The organism is Streptococcus parasanguinis, from assembly GCF_901875555.1.
Taxonomy (GTDB): Bacteria; Bacillota; Bacilli; order Lactobacillales; family Streptococcaceae; genus Streptococcus; species Streptococcus parasanguinis_H.
Map to the genome: position 1 here is coordinate 121,155 of NZ_CABFMD010000011.1, position 12,564 is coordinate 133,718.

Annotated in this window: 12 protein-coding genes; 10 read left to right on the top strand and 2 right to left on the bottom strand. The window is 40.9% G+C overall.

Annotated elements, in window-relative coordinates; genetic code table 11:
- Nucleotides 1-162: 162 nt before the first annotated feature.
- From glmU to JX304_RS03350, 8 genes are all read left to right on the top strand, one after another.
- Complete coding sequence (glmU, locus tag JX304_RS03315) at nucleotides 163-1,542, top strand: bifunctional UDP-N-acetylglucosamine diphosphorylase/glucosamine-1-phosphate N-acetyltransferase GlmU (protein WP_205011252.1); 1,380 nt, start codon at nucleotides 163-165, stop codon at nucleotides 1,540-1,542.
- A gap of 9 nt (nucleotides 1,543-1,551) precedes the next feature.
- A complete protein-coding gene (locus JX304_RS03320; protein ID WP_205011253.1) occupies nucleotides 1,552-2,097 on the top strand; it encodes an NUDIX hydrolase in 546 nt (181 codons plus the stop codon).
- A gap of 11 nt (nucleotides 2,098-2,108) precedes the next feature.
- On the top strand, nucleotides 2,109-2,444 hold the full coding sequence (gene macP, locus JX304_RS03325) for a cell wall synthase accessory phosphoprotein MacP (RefSeq protein ID WP_205011254.1): 336 nt from the start codon (nucleotides 2,109-2,111) through the stop codon (nucleotides 2,442-2,444).
- A gap of 24 nt (nucleotides 2,445-2,468) precedes the next feature.
- Nucleotides 2,469-3,161: a 5'-methylthioadenosine/adenosylhomocysteine nucleosidase gene (locus JX304_RS03330; protein ID WP_205011255.1), complete on the top strand. Its 693-nt coding sequence runs from the start codon at nucleotides 2,469-2,471 to the stop codon at nucleotides 3,159-3,161.
- Between the two features lie 134 nt (nucleotides 3,162-3,295).
- The gene (nth, locus tag JX304_RS03335) at nucleotides 3,296-3,919 is read left to right on the top strand and encodes an endonuclease III (protein WP_205011256.1); all 624 of its coding nucleotides are present in this window, start codon (nucleotides 3,296-3,298) and stop codon (nucleotides 3,917-3,919) included.
- Nucleotides 3,920-4,183: 264 nt separating this feature from the next.
- Entirely contained in the window at nucleotides 4,184-6,151 is a 1,968-nt protein-coding gene (locus JX304_RS03340; RefSeq protein WP_205011257.1) for a peptide ABC transporter substrate-binding protein, read from the top strand.
- A 157-nt stretch (nucleotides 6,152-6,308) separates the two neighbouring features.
- A complete protein-coding gene (locus JX304_RS03345; protein WP_205011258.1) occupies nucleotides 6,309-7,991 on the top strand; it encodes an Hsp70 family protein in 1,683 nt (560 codons plus the stop codon).
- A gap of 9 nt (nucleotides 7,992-8,000) precedes the next feature.
- Nucleotides 8,001-9,965, top strand: a complete 1,965-nt coding sequence (locus JX304_RS03350; protein WP_205011259.1) for a DnaJ domain-containing protein — start codon at nucleotides 8,001-8,003, stop codon at nucleotides 9,963-9,965.
- 51 nt (nucleotides 9,966-10,016) lie between these two features.
- Here JX304_RS03350 and JX304_RS03355 read toward each other — a convergent pair whose 3' ends face one another.
- Nucleotides 10,017-10,403 carry a bleomycin resistance protein gene (locus JX304_RS03355; RefSeq protein ID WP_205011260.1) on the bottom strand — a complete coding sequence of 129 codons (387 nt, stop codon included), beginning with the start codon at nucleotides 10,401-10,403 and terminating at the stop codon, nucleotides 10,017-10,019.
- Between the two features lie 11 nt (nucleotides 10,404-10,414).
- A complete protein-coding gene (locus JX304_RS03360; RefSeq protein WP_205011261.1) occupies nucleotides 10,415-11,242 on the bottom strand; it encodes an exodeoxyribonuclease III in 828 nt (275 codons plus the stop codon).
- Nucleotides 11,243-11,377: 135 nt separating this feature from the next.
- Between JX304_RS03360 and JX304_RS03365 the strand changes: the two genes are divergently transcribed.
- The gene (locus tag JX304_RS03365) at nucleotides 11,378-11,830 is read left to right on the top strand and encodes a DUF3290 family protein (RefSeq protein WP_205011262.1); all 453 of its coding nucleotides are present in this window, start codon (nucleotides 11,378-11,380) and stop codon (nucleotides 11,828-11,830) included.
- The gene (locus tag JX304_RS03370) at nucleotides 11,827-12,459 is read left to right on the top strand and encodes a DUF421 domain-containing protein (protein WP_205011263.1); all 633 of its coding nucleotides are present in this window, start codon (nucleotides 11,827-11,829) and stop codon (nucleotides 12,457-12,459) included. Before JX304_RS03365 ends, JX304_RS03370 begins: the two co-directional genes overlap by 4 nt.
- Nucleotides 12,460-12,564 lie beyond the last annotated feature (105 nt).

Consider the following 12,564-nt stretch of genomic DNA (forward strand, 5'->3'; position numbering starts at 1 on the left):
AAGTTCGCTGACGTCCGTACTCACCTAAGGAAAGTTATTAAGAAGACTTTGACTTCAATCAGAGCTCTCCTATCAGGAGAGTTTTTTGGTTTGGGTCTTATTTTCCAAAAGGGGTGAAAAATGGTATAATAAGTACGATATCGTACAGAAAAGAGAAATGTTATGCCAAATTATGCCATTATTTTAGCAGCGGGGAAAGGTACCCGTATGAAATCTGATCTGCCCAAGGTTCTTCACAAGGTTGCAGGGATCTCTATGTTGGAGCATGTCTTCCGTAGTGTTGGAGCCATCTCACCGGAGAAGACTGTAACGGTTGTGGGCCACAAGGCGGAATTGGTAGAAAAGGTATTAGAAGGTCAAACAGAGTTTGTCAAGCAAACTGAGCAATTGGGAACAGGTCATGCGGTCATGATGGCAGAACCAGTCTTGGAAGGTCTTGAAGGCCACACCCTTGTCATTGCAGGTGATACTCCTTTGATTACGGGTGAAAGCCTCAAACACTTGATCGATTTTCATATCAACCACAAAAATGTGGCAACGATTCTGACAGCTGAAGCAGCCAATCCATTTGGCTATGGCCGGATTGTCCGTAATGACAATGCGGAAGTGCTTCGAATTGTTGAGCAAAAAGATGCGACAGATTTTGAAAAGCAAATCAAGGAAATCAATACAGGGACGTATGTCTTTGACAATGCCCGCCTTTTTGAAGCTTTGAAAAATATCAACACCAACAATGCCCAAGGAGAATACTATATCACAGACGTCATCGGTATTTTCCGAGAAGCAGGTGAAAAAGTTGGGGCCTATACGCTCAAAGACTTTGATGAAAGTCTTGGGGTTAATGACCGCGTGGCCCTTGCAACAGCAGAAGGCATCATGCGTCGCCGTATCAACCAAGCTCACATGGTCAATGGAGTGAGCTTTGTTAATCCAGATGCGACCTATATCGATGTCGATGTTGAAATCGCTCCTGAAGTGCAAATCGAAGCCAATGTTACCCTCAAAGGAAACACAAAAATTGGGGCTGAGACCGTCTTAACCAATGGAACTTATATCGTGGACAGTGAAATTGGGGTAGGTGCTGTCATTACCAACTCCATGATTGAGGAGAGCACGGTAGCCGACGGCGTGACAGTAGGGCCATATGCTCATATTCGTCCAGCTTCTAGCCTCGCCAAAGATGTCCATATTGGGAACTTTGTCGAAGTCAAAGGTTCGTCTATTGGCGAAAATACTAAGGCAGGTCACCTGACCTATATCGGTAATAGTGAAGTCGGTAGCAACGTCAATTTTGGTGCGGGAACCATCACGGTGAATTATGATGGCCAACACAAGTTTAAGACGACCATCGGAAACAATGTCTTTGTTGGTTCAAATTCGACCATCATTGCGCCAGTTGAGCTCGGGGACAATTGCCTAGTTGGTGCTGGATCTACCATTACCAAAGATGTGCCAGCTGATGCGATTGCCATTGGTCGTGGCCGTCAAGTGAACAAAGAAGAATATGCTCTTCGCTTGCCCCATCATCCTAAAAATAAATAGGAGATTCGTATGAATTTTGAAGAAAAAACCCTTGAACGCAAGGAACTCTATCAAGGACCGATTTTCAAAGTGGTGACTGATCAAGTAGAGTTGCCTGATGGAAAAGGTCAAGCGCAGCGCGATCTCATCTTCCATAATGGAGCTGTAGCTGTCTTGCCCATCACAGAAGAAGGAAAGACCATCTTGGTCAAACAGTACCGCAAGGCGATCGAAAAGACCTCTGTAGAGATTCCGGCTGGAAAGTTGGAAAAAGGAGAAAATGCAGATCCCAAAGCGGCTGCTCTGCGTGAATTGGAAGAAGAAATTGGCTACACAGCGGATTTAGAGTTGCTCTATGATTTTTATTCAGCCATTGGATTTTGTAACGAACGGATCAAACTCTATGTTGCGACCAACTTAAAAAAGGTGGAAAATCCTCGTCCGCAAGATGCAGATGAGACCTTGGAACTCTTAGAAGTGACTTTGACGGAAGCAAAAGATTTGATCCAGTCTGGCGAAATCTGTGATGCCAAGACGATTATGGCGATCCAATACTGGGAATTAACCAATAAATAGAGGAGGATCCGATGGGAAAACCTTTATTAACTGATGAAATGATTGATCGGGCACGACGTGGTGAGGATGTCAGAGGGCCAAGAATGGTCGATGAGGAAGAGACAAAAATCATTCGGACAGACCATAGAGGATTTGGCTATGAACGTCCCGTGAGAGAAAAACGTGTGGAACGCCCAAGGGCCAGTTATTCGCAAGATACCTTGCAGATCCAAGTGGAACCAACGGTTACAAAGAGCCGTCGCATTGAAGAGCAAAAAGAAAGTGTGCTTCAATCCAAACTCAATACCATTTTATTTTGGATTATTGCGCTCCTCATTGTCTTGATTTTGGCTATTTGGCTATTGTAAGGTCGTCACAAGGAGAAAACGAATATGAAAATTGGAATTATCGCAGCCATGCCACAGGAGTTGAAGATCCTGGTTGAAGCCCTTGAAAATGGGGAAAAGCATCTGCGTCTTGGGAAGGTCTACTATACGGGATCGATTGGTCGCCATGAAGTGGTTCTGGTGGAAAGTGGCATCGGAAAAGTCATGTCTGCTATGAGTGTAGCGGTCCTAGCCAATGATTTCAAAGTGGAAGCCATTATCAATACGGGTTCTGCAGGTGCTGTAGCACCGGGAATGGCCGTTGGGGATATCGTCCTTGCGGACAAATTGGCCTTTCACGATGTGGATGTGACGGCTTTTGGCTACAAGTATGGTCAGATGGCAGGCCAACCACTTTACTTTGAATCCAGCCGTTATTTCGTATCAGAAATGAAAAAAGTTCTGGAAGAAGAAGCTGCAACCACACATGTCGGCCTGATTACAACTGGGGATAGCTTTATCGCGAGCGAAGAAAAGGTCGCTGCGATTCGGGAGCAGTTCCCAGAAGTATTGGCAGTTGAGATGGAGGGGGCAGCTATTGCCCAAGCGGCGCACGCAGCTGGACGTCCCTTCATGGTGATTCGCGCCATGAGTGATACAGCAGATCATGCAGCCAATATCTCGTTTGATGAATTTATCGTGGAGGCTGGCGAACGCTCTGCTCAAACATTAATTACCTTTTTGAAGAGATTGGTATAAAACAACCAATAGATAGAAGTGGGATTGGATGAATTTTTTTACAATTCATTTTGTCCCGCTTTTTTGAAGCCGATTCTTTTAGAAATAGGGAACTTTCATGCTATAATAAGGACTAGTAACGTAAAGGAGAAGTTATGGTGTTATCAAAGAAACGGGCGCGCCATGTGATTGAAGAAATTATCGCCCTTTTTCCGGATGCAAAACCGAGTCTGGATTTTCGCAATCATTTTGAATTACTAGTAGCGGTCATGCTCTCTGCCCAGACGACTGATGCGGCTGTTAATAAAGCAACCCCAGGTTTGTTTGCGGCATTTCCAACCCCACAAGCCATGGCAGCAGCTAGTGAAGCAGACATTGCCAAGCATATTTCTAAATTAGGCCTCTATCGCAATAAGGCTAAGTTTCTTAAAAAATGTGCCCAACAACTGCTAGACAACTTTGATGGGCAAGTCCCTCAGACACGTGAAGAGTTAGAAAGCCTGGCAGGAGTGGGACGCAAGACGGCTAATGTCGTATTGAGTGTAGGCTTTGGAATTCCAGCCTTTGCTGTCGACACCCATGTGGAACGGATCTGCAAGCACCATGACATTGTCAAGAAATCAGCGACTCCCTTGGAAGTGGAAAAGCGGGTTATGGATGTTCTGCCAAAAAACGAATGGCTAGCGGCCCATCAAGCCATGATCTATTTTGGTCGGGCCATCTGCCACCCCAAAAATCCAGAGTGCGATCAGTACCCACAACTCTATCATTTTGATTAGGAATCAGTTCCTCTGTTCAAAAAAGCAGAGGTTCTTTTTTGTACTAAAACGCATATTTATTAAAAGAGCGTTCAAGAGGCTAGTTGATCGGATAGGATGTCCTGATTTAGCTAACAATGACTATTTTTATTGCGACCGATGTCATCCTTTCTTTCTTGACATCTTATTATATTCATTCATAAAAAACGAACATTTTCTAAAATTATTTGGTTTTTTTTAAGAAATAGTGTATAATGATAAAAAATCTAACATAAGGAGATCGTGATGAAAGCAAAAAAACTGTTAGCTCTTGCAGGAGTTTCTATTGCAGGTGCTTTTCTCTTAGCAGCATGTGGCGGTGGTAGTAGTAAACAAGCAACCTACTCGTTTGTTTATTCGGCTGATCCAAATACCTTGGATTACATTACAGCGACTCGTACAACAACTTCAGATATCACTAGTAACCTGGTGGATGGTCTTCTTGAAAATGACCAATACGGGAACTTTGTGCCAAGTCTAGCAGAAGATTGGACTGTCTCTGAAGATGGATTAACCTATACCTACAAACTTCGCAAGGATGCCAAATGGTATACCAGTGAAGGGGAAGAGTATGGAAAAGTGACGGCTCAAGACTTCGTGACAGGGATCAAACATGCCGTTGCAGCAAAATCAGAAGGTCTCTTCTTGATTCAAAATTCGATCAAAGGTTTGGATGCTTACGTCAAAGGGGAAACCAAGGACTTTAATACCGTTGGAGTGAAAGCTTTAGATGACCACACCATCCAATATACCTTGGTCCGTCCTGAAAGCTTCTGGAACTCTAAGACAACCTCAGGTGTTCTTTTCCCTGTCAATGCGGATTTCTTGAAATCACAAGGAAAAGATTTTGGTTCCTTGAAACCTAGTAGCATCTTGTACAATGGTCCTTACTACTTGAAATCATTAACTTCTAAATCTGAAATCGAGTTGGTGAAGAACAAAGACTATTACGATGCTAAAAATGTTCACATTGACAATGTTAAATTGACCTTCAATGATGGATCAAACCCAGATTCAATTATCAAAGGCTTTGAAAAAGGTCAATACTCCTTTGCGGGTGTGATGCCAAACAGCTCGACTTATAAGAATGTGAAGAAGAACTTTGGCAACAATATCGTCTATGGCTTGCAATTGGGTACTTCTTACTATCTTGGTTTTAACTTGGATCGTCAAAAGTATGATCACACCGCTAAAACAACGGATGAACAAAAAGCTTCTACCAAGAAAGCAATCTTGAACAAGGATTTCCGTCAAGCAGTGAACTTTGGATTTGACCGTAAATCGTATGCAGCGCAAGTTTCAGGTTCAGATGCTGCTGAGAAGACTCTCCGTAGCACTTTGGTGCCTCCAACTTATGTCCAAATCAATGGAGAAGACTTTGGTAAAGCCGTTGAAAAACAATTGGTGACTTATGGAGATCAATGGAAGGGTGTTAGCCTAGAAGATGGTCAAACAAGCCTCTATAATCCTGAAAAGGCCAAAGCTTCATTTACCAAAGCCAAAGCTGAATTGCAAAAACAAGGGGTTCAATTCCCGATCCATTTGGACTATATTGTCAGCCAAGTGGACAGCAGCATGGTCCAACAAGCTAGCTCTTTCAAACAGTCTGTAGAGTCAACTCTTGGTGCGGAAAATGTTGTGGTGGATCTTCAAAAAGTATCAGATGATGATTTCCAAAACATCACCTACTTCAGTGATAATGCAGCAGCTAGAGACTATGATATCTCAGGTGGTGGCTGGCAACCAGACTATCAAGACCCATCAACGTATCTTGAAAGTATCAGTCCAGTGAACGGTTCAGTTTCATACTATCTTGGTATTGATGCAGGATCAAATAACCCAGCCATTGCAGCAGTTGGTTTGGATCAGTACGCTAATATGCTGAAGGATGCGGATGGTGAATTGTTGGATCAAGCAAAACGCTATGAAAAATATGCCGCAGCCCAAGCTTGGTTGACAGATAGTTCCATTACGCTTCCAACCGTTTCAAATGGTGGAGCACCAATGCTTCAACGGACAGTACCATATAGCCGTGCTTCTTCATGGGTTGGTACAAAAGGAACAGGAAGTAACTACAAATATCTGAAATTGACCGATGGTGTAGTGACCACAAAAGAATTTGACAAGGCCAAGGAAACGTGGTTGAAAGAAAAAGCCAAATCCAATAAAAAAGCCCAAGAAGATCTTAAAGATCATATCGAAAAGAAAAAATAAATAATCCATCATTGTTCCATCAATGAAGATAAAAAAGTCGGAGCCGTTATGTGAGGGCTCCGGTTTTTTTGAAATTATCCTTAGTTAGGAACAAACTTTTAAATAAGAGGTTTTTCCTGTATAATAAAAGAATTAATGTTTATTATAGAGGTGTACCATGATAGTAGGAATAGATTTAGGGACAACAAATTCATTGGCTGGTATTTTTCGAAATGGGAAAGTTGAGTTGGTTCCAAATGTTTTTGGTGATTACCTAACTCCTTCTGTAGTCGGATTAGACGACGACGGAGAACTGATCGTTGGTAAACTAGCGAAGGAACGTCTTGTGACGAAGCCGGATCTAACTGTTTCACAATTCAAACGTTTTATGGGAAGCAAACATCCTATCCAGCTGGGAGAGCGAACCTATCAAGCAGAAGAATTGAGTTCCTTTATCATTCGTAAGTTGATTGAGGATACAGAACGCTATACAGGCGAAAAGGTAGAAGAAATTATTGTCAGTGTTCCAGCTTACTTTAATGATGCCCAGCGCTATGCAACTAAATTAGCTGGACAATATGCAGGTGTTAAAATCGATCGCATCATTAATGAACCTTCCGCTGCTTCATTGGCCCAAAAAATGAACAACGAAATGGAAGACCAAGCCTTTATTGTTGTCGACTTTGGGGGTGGAACCTTAGATATTTCTGTTGTCGAATCTTTTGACAATATTGTAGAAATTCTTGCAATTGCAGGGGATAATCGACTAGGTGGAGAAGATTATACTGCAGCAATTGCCCAAGAATTTTTGTTAGTTAATGATTTAAACAAGGACTTTATCTCAAATGAGTTCTATTATAAAGTGCTGGTCGAATCTGAAAAGGCGAAACTTACGTTAAATTCCCAGGATGAAGTGCAATTATCAGTAGCAGATCAGAACACTCAATATGACATGACTCTTAGCTATAAGCGATTTTATGAAATTAGTCAACCCTTGCTAGCACGAGTCAAGGCAGTTTTGGATCGAGCTCTTTTTGATGCGAATCATTCTCATGTGCATGCGGACGATTTTGTCTTGGTCGGAGGGACCTCTAAGCTCCGTTTGGTGCAAGAATTTTTATCTTTTTGTATTGGACAAGCTGTGACCACTACTGATGACCCGGATTTGATGATTGCTAAAGGTTGTGCATTAGTGGCTGGTATTAAGGAACGTCAAGGAGAAGTCCGTGATCTCTTGTTGTCAGATATTTGTCCATTTTCTTTGGGAGTCGAAGTTGTTGGGGATAAATACTCACCGATTATCGAACGGAATTCAAGTCTTCCTTCTTCTCGTGTAGAACGCTACTATGCACAAAGCCTTGGGCAGACCCAACTTCGATTTAATATCTATCAAGGTGAGCGGATGAGAGCATCAGAAAATTTGTTGCTTGGAAGCTTAGTGGTTGATGTTCCTGAAAATTACCAAGATTATGAAGCAGCAGATGTCCGTTTTACATATGATTTAAATGGAATTTTAGATGTCGAGGTGACAGTTCTTTCTACAGGTAAAGTTTCAAATAAAATCATTCTGCAAGATAGTATCAACCTGTCTGAGGAGGAAATTGCTAAGAAAAAAGCTGAGTTGGAAAAATATAAGATCAATGTACAAGAAACTGAGGTTTATCGCTACCTTATAGAACGAGCAGATCGTTTGTATAGTATGATTTTGGGCGTAGAACGGGAGAATTTGATGGAGAGAACCCGCTTCTTTGAGCAAGAAGTTGCAAAAGCGTCACTGCCACATCTACCAAAACTCTATGATGAATTTTCAGCTTATTTAGATCGGTTGGAAAGAGGCGATAGAGCCTATTACGAAAGATAAAGGAATGACATGAATATTTGGGACATATTAGGAATTGAGCCGACTAATAATGTAAAAGAGATTCGAAAGCGTTATGCAGAATTGGTCAAGGAGTACCATCCTGAGGAGCATCCAGAAGAATACCAACAAATTATGGAAGCTTATCAGCTCGCCATGGCCTATGCAAGAAAATCAAAAGTATCGAGCTCTTCTGAAGAAGTGACTGAAAAGCCAGGAAAGAAGGATACCAGATTTGAAAACGAAGGTGTTTTACCTTTTGACAAGCTTGCTGCATCTAAACCATTTCAAACGAAAGCGGAAGATCAGAGTGAGCTAGCCAGCTCATTAGACTTTTCTTCGCTCTTTTTTGAAAGTCAAGAGGAGCAAGAGGAATTTTCAGAAGCATCATCAGCCTCGGAACTTGATTTTAATGCATATAAACAGTTTGATCGATCAGTCATAGAGGAAGAACTAGAGGAATTGCTTCAACTGAATGTGTCTGACCTCGAACTTTTACGGGAATGGAAAGAGTTTTTCAACCGTTATCGATCCTTACCTTATCTCTTGATTCAGTTGCTGGACGAATTGGACGTCTATGCAATTGTGAATCCGAAAGTAGTCCATTTTTTAATCAATCAATTGAGTTCTTTTACTTTGGCACAGAAAGAACAGTTTTATTTGACTAAACTGAAGATGTGGTATCTGGTTTTGACAGACTTAAAACTGGATGCTGAAGTGGTCGAAAAAAGAAGAGAAACCATTGAAGAATGGATGAAATTTTCAAGGCTATTGTCCCAGTTTTTGGCAACAGAATCCTTAATCAATGATCCGGATAAGTGGAAGGAATTGTATACCTTACCTCATTTGAAGTTGGACACCTTTGCACAAATTAGTCAGCATTACCATAAAATTTCAAATGCAGAAGCATTGAAAAGCATGCTAGAGCCGTTTGAAACCTCAGCTTTAGGTTATGAGTGGATGACAAAAGAGATGGACCAGACATTAAGAGAAATGTGGGACTACTATCTTCAATTGCGTTATCCGAATAGTTCAAAAACCTTACAGAAAAGAAAAAAAGAAGAGGTTGGACAGCATGCACTACGAGCTCTTATCTTATTCTTTATGAGTTCCTTGTCTTATGGAATGAGCATTATGACAAGGGTTGAAAAACCATGGCTGCAGATTTCTTTTCTTACCTTTTTCTACTGTATCCGTTATGTTTGGTTGATCTACTATTCGAAAAGGAGTCCAAAAATTAAAGAGACTGGTTTAGCCAACCTATGGAGTGAATTTCGTTATTTTGTGTATCTCCTATTGGCTATTTTGATTCTTCCGACATTTTTATCTCCCTTTGTCTTGGTGATTTATTATGGATGGCTCAATTCTGGTCCCGTAGAATCTGTTGGTACAAAATGGAAGCAACACTTAGATTTCTCCATTCCAGTGTCAGTAGCGGTCTTGTCTTTCCTCTTTAGTAGTTTATCATTTATAACACTAGACGTCTTTGTCAATCTAATGATTTGTTTTTGGATGGGATTTATTGTTTTGGTTTTCCGATTTGTATTTGTACCAGTGACAGAAAAATCTTACCAGCCACTACCAAATCGATTTATCGGCTATTATCTTTTGCCAATGGTGACAGGCTTTGGACTAGCATATGGCATCAACTACTGGATAAACTGGCTTCATTTAACAGCTACTTTTGACCAACAGTTTTATATTATGAGTATTTTCTTGCTCTTGAATGCCTTTTTACTTGGAGATATCTCTGTTCAAAAACGATCTTATTATCAAGTAGCCCTTCTTTTTGAACCCTTCATTTTTCAACTTTTCATCATTATTAAACATTTTATCCTTGTTTATTATTTTGAGTTGAATCCAGAGGAAGTCATGTCTATCGGGGACAATCTTGTGGGGGGATGGATTCTCTTTTACTTATTGGAAGTCTTTTTACTAGCTAGATTCCGCACGGTTTTTCGTGCTATGACTAAATAAAAAAACGAAGTCGAAGACTTCGTTTTTTAGCATCAAGAGAAACAGATGTTTCTATTCACTAAATCTTAAAAAATAGCCATCTGGGTCTAAAACTGCAAATTCATGAGGATAGATATAATGGTCGCCAACCAGAAATTCTCTTTTGGTCAAAGGACGATAAATAGGATAGTTGGCTTCTAACAATTTCTGATAGAGCCTAGGGACATCCTTGATGCCAAAGGAGATGTTGACTCCACGACCAAAGGGGTAGTTTAGTTCAGCTAGTTCCTCCTTACTCCCCTCCTCTAGCATTAGTTGGCAATCTTCAAGAGATAGGAAGAGAAAGTTTTCTTCTGGTCGTTCGTATTCGATCGTAAAACCGAGTAAATCGCAGTAGAAGGAACGGGACTGTTCTATATTTGAGACCATAAACTCGGGAATTACTGCATTGTAGTTCATAAAGCAAATCCTTACAATTCAATCTCCAAGACAATCGGGGTGTGGTCTTGGCGTGGGCCTGAGTCAATCATGTCTGACTTGGTAACCTTATCTGCTACACGGTTACTTGTAAGCCAGTAGTCGATTCTCCAGCCAGTGTTGTTAATTTTTGATGTCTTGCTGCGTTGTGCCCACCAAGTATAGCGTTCTGGCACATCGCCATGGATATGGCGGAAGGTATCTGTAAATCCTTTGGCTAAAAGGTTTGTAAATCCTTCACGTTCCTCGTCTGTGAAACCTGGTGAACGGTGGTTGCTTGCTGGGTTGGCAAGGTCAATTTCCTTGTGGGCAACATTGTAGTCTCCTGTTGCTAGGACAGGTTTTTGCTTGTCTAGTTGAGCCAAGTACTCCGCATATTTAACATCCCAGACTTGACGTTCTTCCAAGCGTTTGAGTCCATCACCAGCATTGGGAGTATAGACTTGTGTCACAAAGAAGCCATCAAATTCCAGAGTAATGATCCGACCTTCCAAATCCATGGTTGAAGGAGCACCGATCTCCGGGAAAGTCACAACGGGAGTAAGCTCTTTTTTATAGAGGAACATGGTCCCAGCATAGCCTTTGCGAGCTGGCTCTTGAGAAGAACGCCAGGTGTTTTCATAGCTAGGGAAGAGTTCTTCCAGTACTTCAAGGTGTTTTTTAGTAGGGCCCTTAGCTGAGAGCTTGGTTTCTTGGATAGCGATGATATCTGCATCCTCAGCGACCAAGGTTTGAAGGACTTCTTGAGAGAGTTTAGCGCGTGCCGAATCGCTGGTCAATGCTGCGTTTAGGGAGTCGATATTCCATGAGATCAGTTTCATTGTATTTCCTTTTCTTGACAAAATAGATAATTTTATTATAACAAAAATTTAGTTTTTTTCTGATCTGAATGCCTTGAAATCTCCATTGAAATCATTTATAATAGTTTGAATTCACTGAATGAAAGGGTGTCCCCTATGAAATTTTACTCTTATGACTATGTATTGAGTCAGATCAGCCAGCAAAATTGGGTGACTATCGGGATCTCGATTTTTCTGATTGTACTGACTGGTTTTTTTGCGGTGAAAGCCTATCGGGAGAAACACGATAGCAAATTCCGCGAATTATCTATTATCTCCATTTTAACTCTGGTTGCGGTTGTCTTAATCGGGATCAGCAATTTCCAAATTAGTAAAAGTAATAATGACCAATTCCAACGCTCACTGCATTTTATTGAAGTGATTTCAAAAGAATTGGATGTTAAAAAAGAAACCGTCTATGTTAATACTTCTGCAGCTACAGATGGAGCAATTCTAAAAGTTGGGAAAGATTACTATCGGGCGATCGCTGGATCGGATCCAGATAGCTACTTATTAGAAAAGATAAATCTGTATAAGACAGATGTAGAACTCGTGGAGGTCAGCAAATGACATATAATTTTATTGAAATTTTTATCAAATTAGCGCTAGGTCTGATTTCATTGGTGTTTGTTATCAATGTAACCGGTAAGGGAAATCTTGCTCCCAATTCTGCCACAGATCAAATTCAAAACTATGTTCTTGGTGGGATTATTGGGGGTGTCATCTATAATAGTTCGATTACGATTCTCCAATATGTGGTCATTCTCTTGATGTGGACCATTTTAATTCTACTTTTGAAATGGCTCAATACCAACGTTCGTTTTATGAAACATTTGATCGATGGAAAACCAACGGTCATCATTAAAAATGGAAAGCTTGATCCAGAAGCTTGTCGTTCCAAAGGACTTTCTGCTTCGGATGTTGCCTTGAAATTACGTGGACAAGGTATTTTTCAATTAAAAGATGTGAGGCGTGCTGTGATTGAACAAAATGGTCAATTGATCGTTGTCCGTGCGGGGGATGAAAATCCTAAATACCCGATCATTACTGATGGCGTGGTTCAGCTTGAAATTTTGGAAACAATTGGGAAAAGTGAAGAGTGGTTGCTAGCTGAATTGAAAAAAGAAGGCTATGACAACGTTTTGGATATTTTCATTGCTGAGTATGACAAAGGAACGATCAACGTTGTGACCTATTAGTGAGGAGTCGAAAGACTCTTTTTCTATTGTGAAATGATAAAAAAATAATGTAAATTGCTCTTCCTTTTCTTGAGATACAGATCGAAAAATAGTAAAATGGAAGGT